A 16,210-nucleotide genomic window follows, 5' to 3' on the forward strand; every position below is an offset into this window, starting at 1 on the left:
AGATGGCGACTCCGCAGGACTGGGCTCCCTACACCAGCGTCAGCGAGGCGGCGAGGGTGTATCTGCGCGACCCTGACCTGGCGTTGGATCAGTTGCGTTCTGTCGTCGAATCGGCTGCGATCAGGTCGTTTGTCATGTCGCGCGGGTTCACCGAGAAGGTGTGGGGTGAGGCGCTGTGGCAGGAGGTGCTCGCCACCGACGGACACCGACTGATCATGTGGCGTGCTGACGACGACGTGTCCGGTCCGCGCGACGCGGGTGAGCCGCACCGAATCCTGATGGCGTCGGTGCGGTCGATCCTGTTGTCCACACTGACCGATCAGGTGTTGTCCACCGAATACGAGGTGCTCGGCGACGGCACCCGGCGCCTGTCCGAGGTGAAGCTGCGGATCTACACCCAGTTGGTCACCAGGACGCGGCAGAAGTCGGCGACCGATGCCGACATCTATTGTGAGTCTTTCCGTTTCGTGAAGTCGGTCGACAACGGAGGTCTGGCGCAGATGCAGCGACTACTCCAATTCGGCAGGGTGCTGTCCCGCTCGATGTAGTCAGTACTCCGGCAGTGTGATGGAATCCGCGCTGCCGAACCAAAGCCGGGCGGCGATCGGGCGAAACGGCCAACGCTGCATCCATTTCATCACTGCGGCGTTGGCGGCGATGTCCCTCTCGGTCATCGGGGCGAAACGATCCATGGTGTTGGGCAGGTCCTGACAGGTGTCGACATAAGGCCGCATCACTGTCTGGTACCTGCCGAGTGCTGCGTCAATGCCCTCCCTGTCGAGGTCCTCGGCTGCGCCGAGCTCGCCTGCCAGCACGTACGCACCGACGAGCGCTAGGCTGGTGCCCATGCCGGATAGCGGGGATGCGCAGTAGCCGGCGTCACCCACCAGTGCCACCCGCCCTGCAGACCAGGCAGGCATGTGCACCTGTGCGAACGAGTCGAAGTAGAAGTCGTCGGCTGCTTGCGCCGCCGCCAGCAGCGAGTCGCACTGCCACCCCTTGCCTGCAAACCGTTCGACCAGGATTGCTCGTTGGGCATCGGTGTCGCGTCGGTCGTAGGTCAACGGCTCCGACTGGAATGCCAGACCTGCCTTGGCGATCCGCGGATCGTGTGACGGTCGCATGGAAGCGTTGAGGCCGCCGGGAGCTTGGTAGAGCAGGTACCACCCGTCCAGTCCCACGGTGTCAGGTGCAGAGAACCACGCGTTGTAGCCGCCGATCGGCCTGATGAAATGTTCCTCCGGCCCGAATGCCAACTGCCGCACCCCGGAATGGGGACCGTCGGCACCGACCACCAGATCTGCGACGAGGTGCGACCCGTCGGACATGGTGACGTTCACCCCGTCAGGGTTCTGCGTGAGGTCGGAAATTCTTGTGCTGAAACGGTAGTCGGCGTGCTTTCTGGTGGCCTGGAACAGGCCTGACACGAGGTCGCCGCGCAGGATCTCGAGCTTGGATACCAGACCGCGGCCTCCGAACGCCGTCACCGACATCTCGGCACGTCGGCTGCCATCCGATCGCACCCACGCGGCGCCACGTTGGTCCAGTGCATGGGACTGCATGACGCCCATCAGTCCCATCTTCTCGATGACATCCCCGCCTGCCCCACGCAGGTCCACGGTCTGACCGCCCGGTCGAATTCCCGGTGCGATCTCCGTGACGACGACGCGATAGCCGTTTCGGGTCAGCCAGAAAGCAAGCGACGGTCCGGCTATACCGGCGCCGCTGACGAGCACTAGCGGGGCGGCCATACTCCGAAATTAGTGCGCCGGTCGAACTCCCGTCGGCACTACGTGATTATGCGGCGTCGAAGGTGACGAGGTCGATGCTGAGTTGGCCTTCGAGGAGGCTGATTCGGCGTCGGAGCGGTGGTCCGGGTAGTGGTGGGGCGGTGGACTGGTAGACCGCTCCGGTGGGGGTGCGGTATTCGGCGCGGTGCTCCCCATCAGCCTCGGTGGTGGTTACTTGCCAGCCGGGGGCTTCTTTGGCGTAGTTGCAGGCCTCGCAGTCACCGAGGCCGTTGCGGGCGCTGGTGGGGCCGCCGTCGCGGGCCGGGGTGGCGTGGTCGCAGTGCCGGATCGGGGCATCGCAGTACGGGGTCCGGCATGTCTGATCCCGCAACTGCAGGAACCGTGCCAACGCTTTGGGGAAGATCCTGGCCCGCGATTCCATCGCCACCAACTGCCCGGATTTGGGATGCCGGTAGAGCCGGCGCAGCGTGGCTTTGATCTTGGTGTCGGTGGCGGCGTCGCCGGTCAGCCCGGCCGGGATCGGACCGAACCCCGCCAGCCACGCCGGCTGTTCATCGTCGCCGGCCAGGGTGGTGTCAGCCATCACCATGTTCAACGCCACCGGCACCGGCTGCGCCGCGGGACGCCCGGTGATGCGTTGGTAGGCGGTGTCGGCCATCACCTGCCCCCGCGACCGCCCATCGAAGGTGGTGTCGGCTTCGCGCTTCAGGGTCGCGTACATCGCGACGCCTTGTGCTACGGGTAGCAGGAACGTCACGTAGGTCATGGTGTCCGGGGCCGGGCGGATCCACACGCTGCGGTCGGCGGCGGCTTTGGCCGCCCGCGCCACCACCGCCGCGGCGTCCAGGCGGGCGGCGATCCTCTTGGCCTCGGCCTCGACCCGGCCATTACCCCAACCGACCAGACGCGCGGCGTCGGCGCACAGTTCGGCGTCCAACACCCGGCGATGCTCAACGCTCAAACAGGGGGAGTGTTTGACGATCAGGGTGGCCCGCCATTCCGAGAGGATCCCGGTTTCCAGCGCCGCCAACGTGTGGGGCATCTCGTGCACCAGCGCCTGGGCGAACCCGAGATGGCGGTTCCCGCACGTCGGGGACTCCCGACGCGCCAACGCCACCTCCGACGCCAGGCCTCTGCGCCGGCGTGCCGGCACCGTAGCGGCCTGTTCCGCGGCGCGGCGTTTGGCCGCCCACAACGCCGTCACCCGCGCCTGCGCCGCCGCGGCCACACTTTTCAGCTTCTCCAGCTGCTCGACCTGCGCCCGCAGCTCAGCCTCACCGGCCCCGGATCCACATAGAACACACGTTCGAACACACACCCAAACTAAGCCACCCCACCGACATGGCCAGCGCTACAAGTCGAGTGCCTCGTAGGTCCGTCGGACGAACTTCGGTTGGGCGCTCTGCAGTTTCGCCAGCGAGGTGTTGCCGGCGATCGCGGCGGCGGCATCAACGGTCAGGTTGGGCAGATTCTGGATGAGATACACCAGGATGACATCCGCTGACGGATCGGCCTGCCACCACGTTCCATAGGCCCCCGGCCAGGAGAAGCTCCCCAACCCGCCCGGCCCGAACAACTGACGGGACTTCGCAGGATCGGTCACCACCGACAGGTTGAGGCCGAAGCCGCGGCCGATCCAGAACGGCGCGCCCAGGAAATCCTGGCGCTTCTGCTCATCGGTGAGCCGGTCTGTCCGCATCGACCGCACCGATTCCTCCGACAGGACCCGGACGCCGTCGAATGTGCCACCGGCAAGCAGCATCTGGGCGAAGCGCAGGTAGTCGTCCGCGGTGGACCAGAGTCCTGCGCCACCGGTGCAGAACGGCGGATCGACGATGGGTGCAGGCCCCATCACGTCGTGGCGCAGGGTGTTGTCGCTGTCGAGGCTGTACATCGTGGCGGCCCGGCGGCGCCCGGCGGACCCGACACTGAAACCGGTGTCCGACATCCCCAGCGGCCCCAGGATCCGTTCGTCGAGCACCTCGCTGAGCGGTTTCCCTTCGATCCGCGACAGTGCGATACCCAGGACGTCGGTGGCGTGGCTGTAGGTGAGCCGCTCGCCCGGCTGATGGGCGAGGGGAAGCACGGCGAGCTCTGCCAGCCAACGATCCTGATCCTGGCGGGTGGGCAGCTTGCGGTAAGCGTCCGCGAGCGGTCCGAGCACCGAGAACATGTACGCCAACCCGCTGCGATGCGTCATCAGGTCCTCGACGGTGATGTGGCGCTGGGCCGGCACGGTGCGGTCCAGCGGACCGCGGGGTTCCGCCAGCACCCTCATGTTCTCGAGCTCCGGCAGCCACGTCGCCACCCGATCGGTCAGCGCCAACTTGCCCTGCTCGATCAGCGACATCGCCGCGGCCACCGTCACGGGCTTGGTCATCGAGGCGATCCGGAAGATGGTGTCGCGCTGCATCGGCAGTCGGGCGTCGACGTCCCGGTAGCCCAGTTCGTTGACCTGCAACACCTCGCCGGCGTGCCAGACCAGCGTGACAGCACCCGCCAGCAGACCCGCGTCGATCGCTTCGACGATGGAGGCGTTGTTGCGGTCGAGGTTCATCGCGTCAGATTAAGTCAGCGGCACAGCCTCCGAGGAACGTGGCTCTGTCGCCCACCCTCTCCGCGGGTGCTAGGCTGCCCGCAGTTTTCGACATCCTTTAACGATCCGTCCCGTGAGGCGGAGAAGGAGGTCCGGCTCCCCGTGGGCTCGCCAGATCAGACCGGCTCTACCGACCGGGAGTTGATGTCCGCAGCGGACGTCAGCCGAACCATCGCCCGCATCGCCCACCAGATCATCGAGAAGACCGCACTCGACGGATCCGACGGCCCCCGCGTCATCCTGCTGGGAATCCCGACCCGCGGCGTGACGCTGGCCACCCGGCTCGCGCGCAACATCGCCGAGTTCAGCGGAGTCGACGTCGCCCACGGAGCCCTGGACACCACGCTCTACCGCGATGACCTGATGAGCAAGCCTCCCCGGGCGTTGGCGACCACGTCGATTCCCGAACGCGGCATCGACGGTGCGCTGGTGGTGCTCGTCGACGACGTGCTCTACACGGGCCGGTCGGTGCGCTCGGCGCTGGACGCCCTGCGCGACCTGGGTCGCCCCAAGGCAGTGCAACTGGCGGTGCTGGTGGACCGCGGCCACCGCGAGCTTCCTATCCGGGCCGACTACGTCGGAAAGAACGTGCCCACCTCGCGCGCCGAGAATGTCAAAGTCCGCCTCACCGAAGACGACGGGCACGACGGCGTCCGGATTGCACCCTACGGAGGTCCCGCGCGGTGAAACACCTTCTGGCAGCGGCCGACCTCAGCCGCGACGACGCCACCGCGATCCTCGACAACGCCGACCGGTTCCGCGAGGCGCTGCTCGGACGCGAGGTCAAGAAACTGCCCACCCTGCGGGGACGCACCATCATCACGATGTTCTACGAGAACTCCACCCGCACCCGGGTGTCGTTCGAGGTGGCCGGAAAGTGGATGAGCGCCGATGTCATCAACGTCAGCTCGTCGGGATCGTCTGCGGCCAAAGGGGAGTCGCTGCGCGACACCGCGCTGACGCTGCGGGCCGCCGGCGCCGATGCGCTGATCATCCGGCATCCGGCCTCCGGCGCCGCACAGCAGCTCGCCGCATGGACACTCGACGAGGATGGCGGGCCGGCTGTCATCAACGCCGGTGACGGCACGCACGAACACCCCACCCAGGCGTTGCTCGACGCGTTGACGATCCGGCAACGGCTGGGAACCATCGACGGCAAACGGGTGGTGATCGTCGGCGACGTCCTGCACAGCCGGGTGGCCCGATCCAACGTCGCACTACTGCACACCCTCGGCGCGGAGGTGGTGCTCGTCGCACCGCCCACGTTGTTGCCCGTCGGTGTAGAGGGCTGGCCGGTGACGGTGTCACACGAACTCGACGCCGAACTCCCGCTCGCCGATGCGATGCTGATGCTCCGGGTGCAGGCCGAGCGGATGAACGGCGGGTTCTTCCCGTCCGCACGTGAGTACTCGGTGCGCTACGGCCTGTCCGAGAAGCGCCAGGCCCAGCTGGCCGAACACGCCGTGGTTCTGCATCCGGGTCCGATGCTGCGCGGTATGGAGATCGCGCACTCGGTGGCCGACTCGTCGCAATCGGCCGTGCTGCAACAGGTCTCCAACGGCGTACACATCCGGATGGCGGTGTTGTTCCACCTGCTCGTCGGTGCGGAAGAGGAAGCGATCAGCGCATGACAGTCCTGCTCAGAGGCGTGCGCCCGTACGGCGAGGGCGACGGTGTCGACGTGCTCGTCGACCACGGCCAGATCGAGGCCATCGGCGCCGGTGTGGCAGTCCCCGACGGCGCCGAGATCATCGACGCCGACGGCCAGATCCTGCTGCCGGGGTTCGTGGACCTGCACACCCATCTGCGCGAACCCGGTCGCGAATACGCCGAGGACATCGAAACCGGTTCCGCTGCAGCTGCTCTGGGCGGATACACCGCGGTGTTCGCGATGGCCAACACCGATCCGGTCGCCGATTCCGCGGTGGTGACCGACCACGTGTGGCACCGCGGTCAGCAGGTGGGCCTGGTCGACGTGCACCCGGTCGGCGCGGTGACCGTCGGCCTCGAGGGCAAACAGCTGACCGAGATGGGGCTGATGTCCGCCGGTGTCGGGCGGGTCAGGATGTTCTCCGACGACGGCCTGTGTGTGGACGACCCGCTGGTGATGCGCCGCGCGCTGGAGTATGCGACGGGCCTCGGAGTGCTGATCGCCCAGCACGCCGAGGAGCCACGCCTGACCCGCGGTGCGGTCGCCCACGAGGGTCCGAACGCCGCCCGCCTCGGTCTGGCGGGATGGCCGCGCGCCGCAGAGGAGTCGATCGTCGTCCGCGACGCGCTGCTGGCCCGCGATGCGGGAGCCCGGGTGCACATCTGCCACGCGTCGACCGCGGGCACCGTCGAGCTGGTGAGGTGGGCCAAAGAGCAGGGGATATCGATCACCGCCGAGGTCACGCCGCATCATCTGCTCCTCGACGACACCCGGCTGTACACCTACGACGGCAGCAACCGGGTTAACCCGCCGCTGCGCGAGGCCAGCGACGCCGTCGCACTGCGCCGAGCCCTTGCCGACGGTGTGATCGATTGTGTGGCCACTGATCACGCACCGCACGCCGCTCACGAGAAATGCTGTGAGTTCGCCAATGCCCGCCCTGGCATGCTGGGCCTGCAGACAGCGCTGTCGGTGGTGGTCGAGACGATGGTGGCGCCGGGGATGCTGACGTGGCGCGACGTCGCCCGCGTGATGAGCGAGGGTCCGGCACGCATCGTCGGGCTTCCCGATCAGGGACGACCGTTGGAAGTGGGGGAGCCGGCGAACCTGACCGTGGTCGATCCCGGGGCGAAGTGGACGGTGCGGGGTCCGGAGTTGGCCAGCCGCTCGGACAACACACCGTACGAGGACATGGAGTTGCCGGGGGTGGTGACGGTGACGATGCTGCGCGGCAAGCTCACCGCGCGCGATGGAAAGAGCCCGGTGTGAACACCCCGACACTGGTCGCCTCGCTGGTGATGGCCGGGGTGGTGGCGCTTCTGATCGCGGTGCTGATCCAGGCGATGATCCGCGGGTGGCGACGCCGGGTCGAGCGTCAGGCCAAGATCGTGGGCACGCTGCCGGCGCTGCCCGACACCGTCGGTCCGGTGGTCGTCGCGGCCACCAAGGGGCTCTACGTCGGCAGCACGCTGGCCCCGCACTGGAACGACCGGGTTGCCGCCGGAGATCTCGGATTCCGGGCGAAGTCCGTTCTGACCCGCTACCCCGAAGGGATCATGTTGCAGCGCACCGGCGCCGGCCCCATCTGGATCCCCGACGACGCGATCGTCGACATCCGCACCGAGAAGTATCTGGCGGGCAAGGCGCTAACCCATGACGGGATCCTGGCGATCCGCTGGCGGTTGCCGTCGGGCGTCGAGATCGACACCGGCTTCCGCGCCGACGACCGTCGCGACTACACGAAATGGCTTCCGGAGGAGGTCGCATGACCGCACACAAAGCATTCCTCGTGCTCGAGGACGGCCGGATCTTCACCGGCACCGAGTTCGGGGCGACCGGCCAGACGCTGGGGGAGGCCGTGTTCTCCACAGGTATGTCGGGCTACCAGGAGACGTTGACCGACCCCAGCTACCACCGCCAGATCGTGGTGGCGACCGCGCCTCAGATCGGCAACACCGGATGGAACCTCGAGGACGGCGAAAGTCGCGGCGACAAGATCTGGGTGGCCGGCTACGCGGTGCGTGATCCGTCACCGCGGGCGTCGAACTGGCGCGCGACCGGAACGCTCGAGGACGAACTGGTGCGACAGGGCATCGTCGGCATCGCGGGAATCGACACCCGCGCGGTGGTGCGCCACCTGCGCAGTCGCGGGTCGATGAAGGCGGGAGTATTCAGCGGGGCCGCGCTCGCCGACGCCGAGGAGTTGTTGGCGCGGGTACGCAATCAGGCCGCGATGCTCGGCGCTGATCTGGCCGGCGAGGTCAGCACCGACGGCAGCTACGTCGTCGAACCCGATGGGCCACATCGGTTCACCGTCGCCGCTCTGGATCTCGGCATCAAGACGAACACCCCCCGCAACCTCACCAAGCGGGGAGTCCGCAGTCACGTGCTGCCGTCGTCGGTGAGCTTCAGCGAGATCGCCGCGCTGCGCCCCGACGGCGTGTTCCTGTCCAACGGCCCGGGCGACCCGGCCACCGCAGACCACGTGGTCGCGGTGACCCAGGAGGTGCTCGACGCCGGGATCCCGCTGTTCGGCATCTGCTTCGGCAACCAGATCCTGGGCCGCGCGCTGGGCCGCTCCACCTACAAGATGACGTTCGGACACCGGGGGATCAACATCCCGGTGATGGATCACGCCACGGGACGGGTGGCGATCACCGCCCAGAACCACGGCTTCGCCCTGGAGGGAGAGGCCGGCGAGGAGTTCGACACGCAGTTCGGACGCGCGATGGTCAGCCACACCTGTGCCAACGACGGTGTGGTGGAAGGAATCAAATTGGTCAGCGGGCGGGCGTTCTCGGTGCAGTACCACCCCGAGGCAGCCGCGGGTCCACGCGACGCCGAGTACCTGTTCGATCAGTTCGTCGACCTGATGGCGGGGGAGAAATGACGCCCGAGCCGCGCCGGAACTGTATTCCAGCAGGCGTCTTCTCGCACGTTCGCTGCTGGAATGCAGTTCCGGCGATCAGTAGGAGTAAGTAGATGCCGCGTCGCACAGATCTCAACCACGTCCTGGTGATCGGCTCCGGACCGATCATCATCGGACAGGCCTGCGAGTTCGACTACTCGGGCACCCAGGCCTGCCGGGTGCTGCGGGCCGAGGGCCTGCAGGTCAGCCTCGTCAACTCCAACCCCGCGACGATCATGACGGATCCGGAGTTCGCCGACCACACCTACGTCGAGCCCATCACCGCCGACTTCGTCGAGCGGGTGATCGCCCAGCAGGCCGAGCGCGGCAACAAGATCGACGCGCTGCTGGCCACCCTCGGCGGACAGACCGCGCTCAACACCGCTGTCAAGCTCTACGAGAACGGCACTCTCGACAAGTACGACGTCGAGCTGATCGGCGCGGACTTCGAGGCCATCCAGCGCGGTGAGGACCGGCAGAAGTTCAAAGACATCGTCAGCAAGGTCGGAGGCGAATCCGCCCGCAGCCGGGTCTGTTTCACGATGGACGAGGTGCGTGAGACCGTCAAGGACCTCGGCCTGCCGGTGGTGGTGCGGCCGAGCTTCACGATGGGTGGGCTCGGATCGGGCATGGCCTACTCCGCAGAAGACGTCGACCGGATGGCAGGCGAAGGTCTGACCGCATCGCCGTCGGCGAACGTCTTGATCGAGGAGTCAATCTACGGGTGGAAGGAATACGAGCTCGAGCTGATGCGCGACGGCCGCGACAACGTCGTCGTGGTGTGTTCGATCGAGAACGTCGATCCGATGGGCGTGCACACCGGCGACTCGGTGACCGTCGCCCCGGCGATGACACTGACCGACCGTGAGTACCAGACCATGCGCACGCTGGGCATCGACATCCTGCGTGAGGTCGGTGTGGACACGGGCGGCTGCAACATCCAGTTCGCGGTCAACCCCGTCGACGGCCGGCTCATCGTCATCGAGATGAACCCCAGGGTGTCGCGCTCGAGTGCGCTGGCGTCCAAGGCCACCGGATTCCCGATCGCCAAGATCGCCGCCAAGCTGGCGATCGGCTACACGCTCGACGAGATCGTCAACGACATCACCAAGGAGACCCCCGCCTGCTTCGAGCCGACGCTGGACTACGTCGTGGTCAAGGCGCCGCGGTTCGCCTTCGAGAAGTTCCCCGGTGCCGACGCGACGCTGACCACCACCATGAAATCGGTCGGCGAGGCGATGTCGTTGGGCCGCAACTTCGTCGAGGCGCTCGGCAAGGTGATGCGCTCGCTGGAGACGAAGCGGACCGGCTTCTGGACAGGTCCCGACCCCGAGGGGGGCGTCGCCGACGTCCTGGAGCGGCTGCGCACCCCCACCGACGGCCGGCTCTATGACATCGAATACGCGCTGCGGCTGGGGGCCACCGTGGAGCAGGTGGCGCAGGCCTCCGGTGTGGACCCATGGTTCGTCGAGCAGATCGCCGGCCTGATCGCGTTGCGCGCCGAGGTGATCGACGCGCCGGTTCTGGAGGCCGAGCTGCTGCGCCGCTGCAAGTACCACGGTCTGTCTGATCGCCAGATCGCCGCACTGAGACCGGAGTTGGCAGGGGAGATGGGGGTGCGGTCGCTGCGCGGCCGACTGGGCATCCACCCGGTGTTCAAGACCGTCGACACCTGCGCCGCCGAGTTCGAAGCCAAGACCCCATACCACTACAGCAGCTACGAACTGGATCCCGCCGCAGAAACCGAGGTCGCGCCGCAGGCCGAGCGGCCGAAGGTCCTCATCCTCGGATCCGGCCCCAACCGCATCGGGCAGGGCATCGAGTTCGACTACAGCTGTGTGCATGCGGCGACGACGCTGAGCCATGTCGGTTTCGAGACGGTGATGATCAACTGCAATCCCGAGACGGTGTCCACCGACTACGACACCGCAGACCGGCTCTACTTCGAACCGTTGACCTTCGAAGACGTCCTGGAGATCTACCACGCCGAGCAGGCGTCGGGCCGCGGCGGACCGGGCGTGGTCGGTGTCATCGTGCAACTCGGAGGCCAGACTCCACTGGGTTTGGCCGAACGCCTCGAAAAGGCCGGGGTGCCGATCGTCGGCACCAAGCCCGAAGCCATCGATCTGGCCGAAGACCGTGGCCGGTTCGGCGAGGTGCTCACCAATGCCGGTCTGCCGGCGCCGAAGTTCGGCATGGCGACGAGCTTCGACCAGGCCCGCAAGATCGCCGCCGACATCGGCTACCCGGTGCTGGTCCGGCCGTCCTACGTCCTCGGCGGGCGCGGCATGGAGATCGTCTACGACGAAGAGACCCTCGAGGGCTACATCACCCGCGCCACCGAACTGTCCCCCGAACATCCCGTGCTGGTCGACCGCTTCCTGGAGGACGCGATCGAGATCGATGTGGATGCACTGTGCGACGGCAGCGAGGTCTACATCGGTGGCGTCATGGAGCACATCGAGGAAGCCGGCATCCATTCCGGCGACTCCGCCTGTGCGCTTCCGCCGGTGACGCTGGGCCGCAGCGACATCGACGCGGTGCGACGCGCCACCGAGGCCATCGCGTTCGGTGTCGGGGTGGTGGGCCTGCTCAACGTGCAGTACGCGCTCAAGGACGACGTGCTCTACGTGCTGGAGGCCAACCCGCGGGCGAGTCGTACCGTGCCGTTCGTCTCGAAAGCCACCGCCGTCCCGCTGGCCAAGGCCTGCGCCCGGGTGATGCTCGGCGCCACCATCGCCCAGCTGCGCGAGGAAGGGCTGCTCGCCCGCACCGGCGACGGTGGCAACACTCCGCGCAACGCTCCGGTCGCGGTGAAAGAGGCCGTCCTGCCGTTCCATCGGTTCCGCAAGGCCGACGGCAGCCAGATCGACTCACTGCTGGGCCCGGAGATGAAGTCCACCGGCGAGGTGATGGGCATCGACCGCGATTTCGGCAGCGCCTTCGCCAAGAGCCAGACCGCGGCCTACGGTTCGCTGCCGGTCAGCGGCACGGTGTTCGTCTCGGTGGCCAACCGCGACAAGCGTTCCCTGGTGTTCCCCGTCAAGCGCCTCGCCGATCTCGGATTCCGGGTACTGGCCACCGCGGGAACCGCGGAAATGCTGCGGCGCAACGGTATTCCGTGTGGTGAAGTGCGCAAGCACTTCGAAGAGCCGAGCCCGGACCGGCCCGCTCTCTCGGCGGTCGACGCGATCCGCGCCGGTGAGATCGACATGGTGATCAACACCCCGTACGGCAACTCCGGGCCCCGCATCGACGGTTACGAGATCCGTTCGGCCGCGGTGTCGATGAACATCCCCTGCGTGACGACTGTGCAGGGGGCCTCGGCGGCGGTCCAGGGCATCGAGGCCGGCATCCGTGGCGACATCGGTGTGATGTCGCTGCAGGAACTGCACAGCACGTTGGGGTCGTGACGATGGGCGGGTTCGGTGACCGCCTGTCGGCTGCGATGTCGCAACGGGGTCCGTTGTGCCTGGGGATCGACCCCCACCCGGAATTGCTGAGTGCGTGGGGGCTCGGAGCGGACGCCGAGGGCCTGGCGCGGTTCAGCGACATCTGTGTCGCCGCGTTCGAGGGCTTCGCCGTCGTCAAGCCGCAGGTGGCCTTCTTCGAGGCGTACGGGTCGGCGGGCTACACCGTTCTGGAGCACACCATCGCCGAGCTGCGGCAGCGTGGTGTGCTGGTGCTCGCCGACGCCAAGCGCGGAGACATCGGTACCACCATGGCCGCCTACGCGAAGGCCTGGGCAGGAGACTCGCCGCTGGCGGTCGACGCGGTGACCGCCTCGCCGTATCTGGGCTTCGGGTCGCTGCAGCCGCTGCTGGACACGGCGCTCGAGCGCGACCGAGGGGTGTTCGTGCTGGCCGCGACATCCAACCCGGAGGGCGCCTCGGTGCAGCGGGCATGGGAGCCCGGGGCCGCGGGTCGCACGGTGGCCCAATCCATAGTCGACGCCGCGGCGGCGATCAACGGCGCGGGGCGGTTCGGACCGGTCGGTGTGGTCGTCGGAGCGATGTTGACCGACCCGCCCGAAGTCGGCGGGCTCCACGGCCCCGTGCTGGTGCCAGGGGTGGGCGCCCAGGGCGGCCGGCCCGACGCGCTCGCGGGGTTCGCGGGGGCGCTGCCGGGGCAGTTGCTGCCCGCGGTGTCCCGGGAAGTGCTGCGGGCCGGACCGGACATCGCCACGCTGCGTACAGCGGCGCAGCGGATGCGCGACGCCGTCGCCTACCTCAGCCCTTGACCGGCGCACTCGCCGCGACACGCCCGAGACGCGGTGACCAGCGAAAATTTCTCTGTGCGGCGACTCCCGCGGGGTGCTGCGCCGGCCCGTTACGGTCCTGGCGAACCGCGATCGGCGGCCACGCTCGGCCAATACCCTTGATATGCAGGGATTTCAGCCGAATTCGCGGCTGTCGGGACGCTTCAGCGATGCTTCGGCCCGCAGGGGGCGGCTGCGCGTCAGCGCCCTACACGCTGGGCTTTTGGGCTGGCTACCGGGGGGTGGGGTTAGCTTTCGTCAGCCCGCGTGGGTACGGTCGTGCACGCTGGCTGGTTCTCGGACCAGCCGAGACAAAACAGATGATGGTGAGAGACGGAGGAACCCGTGGCCCTTCCCCAGTTGACCGACGAACAGCGCGCGGCAGCGTTGGAGAAGGCTGCTGCCGCTCGTCGAGCGCGTGCCGAACTCAAGGACCGGCTCAAGCGTGGCGGCACCAACCTCAAGCAGGTTCTCAAGGACGCCGAGACCGATGAGGTCTTGGGCAAGATGAAGGTCTCCGCGCTGCTGGAGGCCCTGCCCAAGGTCGGCAAGGTCAAGGCCCAGGAGATCATGACCGAGCTCGAGATCGCCCCGACCCGCCGGTTGCGCGGCCTGGGTGATCGTCAGCGCAAGGCCCTGCTGGAAAAGTTCGACTTCACGTCCTAGGCGATCAGTGAACGCCGGCCGAGGGGCCGGACGGTGCCGATGAGTGCCCGCGCGAAAAAGCTCGCGCGATGACACGCGTCGTCGTGCTGTCCGGTCCCTCCGCCGTCGGGAAGTCCACAGTGGTGCGCTGTCTGCGCGAGCGGCTTCCCGACCTGTATTTCAGCGTCTCGGTCACCACCAGGGCGCCACGCCCCGGTGAAGTCGACGGGGTGGACTACTTTTTTGTCACCGACCAGCAGTTCCAGCACCTCGTCGACGAGGATGCCCTGCTCGAATGGGCCGACATCCACGGCGGGCTGCACCGCTCCGGGACGCCCGCGGCGCCTGTCAGGGCTGCCGCCGCGGCCGGCCGGCCGGTCCTGATCGAGGTCGATCTGGCCGGGGCCAGGGCCGTCAAACGGGCCATGCCGGAGGCCACCACGGTGTTTCTGGCCCCGCCCAGCTGGGAGGTGCTGGAGAGCCGGCTGTCCCAGCGCGGGACCGAATCGCCTGAAGTGCGGGCCCGCAGATTGCAGACCGCCAGGACGGAGCTGGCCGCCCAGGGGGACTTCGACGAGGTCGTCGTCAACGGTCAATTGGAATCTGCCTGCGCGGAATTGGTATCCTTGCTGGTGGCCCACACGCCGGTGCCGCGCGATCAAGCCTGATCGCCGCCCAGCACACGTCAGATCTGCATCAACTCAGAACCGCCAGGAGACCTTCTTCGTGAGCACCCCGCACGCCGACACGCGGCTGGCAGCCGTGGACATCGATCCGTCTGCCGCCAGCGCCTACGACACGCCGCTGGGCATTACCAACCCGCCCATCGACGAGTTGCTGGATCGCGCGTCGAGCAAGTACGCGCTGGTGATCTACGCCGCTAAACGCGCACGTCAGATCAACGATTACTACAACCAGCTCGGTGACGGGATCCTCGAGTACGTCGGCCCGCTGGTCGAGCCCGGTCTGCAGGAGAAGCCGCTGTCGATCGCGATGCGGGAGATCCACGGCGACCTGCTGGAGCACACCGAGGGCGCCGAGTAGGCGGGACACCGCCGGTGCAGCGCAAGCGGATCATCGTCGGCGTCGCCGGCGGGATCGCCGCTTACAAGGCGGCCACGGTCGTGCGTCAGCTCACCGAGGCCGGCCATTCGGTCCGGGTCGTTCCGACCGACTCCGCGTTGCGGTTCATCGGTGCCGCCACCTTCGAGGCGCTGTCGGGTAACCCCGTTCACACCGGCGTCTTCGAGGACGTCCACGAGGTGCCCCATGTCCGCTTCGGCCAGTCGGCCGACCTGGTCGTGGTCGCCCCGGCCACTGCGGACCTGTTGGCCCGGGCCGTCGCGGGACGCGCCGACGATCTGCTGACCGCCACCCTGCTGACGGCACGCTGCCCGGTGCTCTTCGCGCCTGCGATGCACACCGAGATGTGGTTACATCCCGCGACCTGCGAAAATGTGGCCACGCTGCGCAGGCGCGGGGCGATCGTGATGGAACCGGCCTCGGGCCGGCTGACGGGAGCCGACACCGGCGCGGGCCGACTCCCCGAGGCCGAGGAGATCAGTACGCTCGCCCATCTGCTCCTCGACCGGGGCGACGCGCTGCCCTACGACCTGGCCGGCGTCAAGGTCCTGGTGACCGCCGGCGGCACCCGCGAACCGATCGACCCGGTCCGCTTCATCGGCAACCGCAGTTCGGGCAAACAGGGTTATGCGATGGCCCGGGTGATGGCCCAGCGTGGTGCCGAGGTGACGCTGATCGCCGGAAACACGGCCGGCCTCATCGATCCGGCCGGCGTCGACGTGGTCCATGTCGGTTCGGCGGTCCAACTGCGAGACGCCGTCTCCAAGCGCGCCCCCGACGTCAACGTCCTGGTCATGGCCGCCGCCGTCGCCGACTTCCGGCCCGCGCACCTGGCGACCAGCAAGATCAAGAAGGGCCCGGACGCTGCGGGCGACCCCACGATCGAGCTGGTTCGCAACGACGACGTCCTGGCCGGGGCAGTGCGCGCCCGCACCGACGGCCAGTTGCCCCACATGAGGGCCATCGTCGGGTTCGCCGCGGAGACGGGCGACGAGAACGGCGACGTGCTCTTCCACGCCCGCGCCAAACTCAAGCGCAAGGGCTGCGACCTGCTGGTGGTCAACGCAGTCGGCGACAACCGCGCCTTCGAGGTCGATCACAACGACGGCTGGTTGCTGTCGGCGGACGGCGCCGAGGCGGCGTTGGAGCACGGTTCGAAGACATTGATCGCCAGCCGTATTGTGGACGCGATCGCGGCATTCCTGCGCACCGGCAGGGGGTAGGCCGGGCACGAGGTCGCAGTACGTGCTTGGGTGCAGGAGGCAACGCGATGGAGCGCAACGGGCGGGACCATCGCCACGACATACAAGAAGGGATC

14 protein-coding genes and 1 pseudogene are annotated in these 16,210 nt (G+C 67.8%); 12 read left to right on the top strand and 3 right to left on the bottom strand.

The window, feature by feature from the left end; translation table 11 throughout:
• Positions 1-2: 2 nt before the first annotated feature.
• Positions 3-548, top strand: coding sequence for a hypothetical protein (locus G6N53_RS16855; protein WP_163890254.1), 546 nt, complete (start codon positions 3-5; stop codon positions 546-548).
• Here G6N53_RS16855 and G6N53_RS16860 read toward each other — a convergent pair whose 3' ends face one another.
• The 3 genes and pseudogenes from G6N53_RS16860 to G6N53_RS16870 all read right to left on the bottom strand — a co-directional run bounded on the left by G6N53_RS16860 (position 549) and on the right by G6N53_RS16870 (position 4,308).
• Positions 549-1,751 (bottom strand): FAD-dependent monooxygenase, encoded by a 1,203-nt coding sequence (locus G6N53_RS16860; protein WP_163890255.1) that lies wholly within the window; start codon positions 1,749-1,751, stop codon positions 549-551.
• 46 nt (positions 1,752-1,797) lie between these two features.
• Positions 1,798-3,065, bottom strand: a pseudogene (locus G6N53_RS16865) (DUF222 domain-containing protein).
• A 37-nt stretch (positions 3,066-3,102) separates the two neighbouring features.
• On the bottom strand, positions 3,103-4,308 hold the full coding sequence (locus G6N53_RS16870; protein WP_163890257.1) for a serine hydrolase domain-containing protein: 1,206 nt from the start codon (positions 4,306-4,308) through the stop codon (positions 3,103-3,105).
• Between the two features lie 141 nt (positions 4,309-4,449).
• Here G6N53_RS16870 and pyrR point away from each other — a divergent pair, with 141 nt between their 5' ends.
• The 11 genes from pyrR to coaBC all read left to right on the top strand — a co-directional run bounded on the left by pyrR (position 4,450) and on the right by coaBC (position 16,115).
• Positions 4,450-5,034 (top strand): bifunctional pyr operon transcriptional regulator/uracil phosphoribosyltransferase PyrR, encoded by a 585-nt coding sequence (gene pyrR / locus G6N53_RS16875; RefSeq protein ID WP_163890258.1) that lies wholly within the window; start codon positions 4,450-4,452, stop codon positions 5,032-5,034.
• Complete coding sequence (locus G6N53_RS16880) at positions 5,031-5,978, top strand: aspartate carbamoyltransferase catalytic subunit (protein ID WP_163890259.1); 948 nt, start codon at positions 5,031-5,033, stop codon at positions 5,976-5,978. The genes pyrR and G6N53_RS16880 overlap by 4 nt, the downstream gene beginning before the upstream one ends.
• Positions 5,975-7,267: a dihydroorotase gene (locus G6N53_RS16885; protein ID WP_163890260.1), complete on the top strand. Its 1,293-nt coding sequence runs from the start codon at positions 5,975-5,977 to the stop codon at positions 7,265-7,267. Before G6N53_RS16880 ends, G6N53_RS16885 begins: the two co-directional genes overlap by 4 nt.
• Positions 7,264-7,767, top strand: coding sequence for a PH-like domain-containing protein (locus tag G6N53_RS16890; protein WP_163890261.1), 504 nt, complete (start codon positions 7,264-7,266; stop codon positions 7,765-7,767). The genes G6N53_RS16885 and G6N53_RS16890 overlap by 4 nt, the downstream gene beginning before the upstream one ends.
• Complete coding sequence (carA, locus tag G6N53_RS16895; RefSeq protein ID WP_163890262.1) at positions 7,764-8,888, top strand: glutamine-hydrolyzing carbamoyl-phosphate synthase small subunit; 1,125 nt, start codon at positions 7,764-7,766, stop codon at positions 8,886-8,888. Before G6N53_RS16890 ends, carA begins: the two co-directional genes overlap by 4 nt.
• 92 nt (positions 8,889-8,980) lie before the next feature.
• Positions 8,981-12,319, top strand: a complete 3,339-nt coding sequence (carB, locus tag G6N53_RS16900) for a carbamoyl-phosphate synthase large subunit (protein WP_163890263.1) — start codon at positions 8,981-8,983, stop codon at positions 12,317-12,319.
• A gap of 2 nt (positions 12,320-12,321) precedes the next feature.
• Complete coding sequence (gene pyrF / locus G6N53_RS16905) at positions 12,322-13,146, top strand: orotidine-5'-phosphate decarboxylase (RefSeq protein WP_163895982.1); 825 nt, start codon at positions 12,322-12,324, stop codon at positions 13,144-13,146.
• A 363-nt stretch (positions 13,147-13,509) separates the two neighbouring features.
• Positions 13,510-13,830 carry an integration host factor, actinobacterial type gene (mihF, locus tag G6N53_RS16910; RefSeq protein ID WP_048631544.1) on the top strand — a complete coding sequence of 107 codons (321 nt, stop codon included), beginning with the start codon at positions 13,510-13,512 and terminating at the stop codon, positions 13,828-13,830.
• Between the two features lie 68 nt (positions 13,831-13,898).
• Complete coding sequence (gmk, locus tag G6N53_RS16915) at positions 13,899-14,477, top strand: guanylate kinase (protein WP_163890264.1); 579 nt, start codon at positions 13,899-13,901, stop codon at positions 14,475-14,477.
• 58 nt (positions 14,478-14,535) lie between these two features.
• Positions 14,536-14,853, top strand: a complete 318-nt coding sequence (gene rpoZ, locus G6N53_RS16920; RefSeq protein ID WP_163890265.1) for a DNA-directed RNA polymerase subunit omega — start codon at positions 14,536-14,538, stop codon at positions 14,851-14,853.
• A gap of 14 nt (positions 14,854-14,867) precedes the next feature.
• The gene (gene coaBC, locus G6N53_RS16925; RefSeq protein WP_163890266.1) at positions 14,868-16,115 is read left to right on the top strand and encodes a bifunctional phosphopantothenoylcysteine decarboxylase/phosphopantothenate--cysteine ligase CoaBC; all 1,248 of its coding nucleotides are present in this window, start codon (positions 14,868-14,870) and stop codon (positions 16,113-16,115) included.
• Positions 16,116-16,210 lie beyond the last annotated feature (95 nt).

This window comes from Mycolicibacterium hippocampi (genome assembly GCF_010723735.1).
Classification (GTDB): Bacteria; Actinomycetota; Actinomycetes; order Mycobacteriales; family Mycobacteriaceae; genus Mycobacterium; species Mycobacterium hippocampi.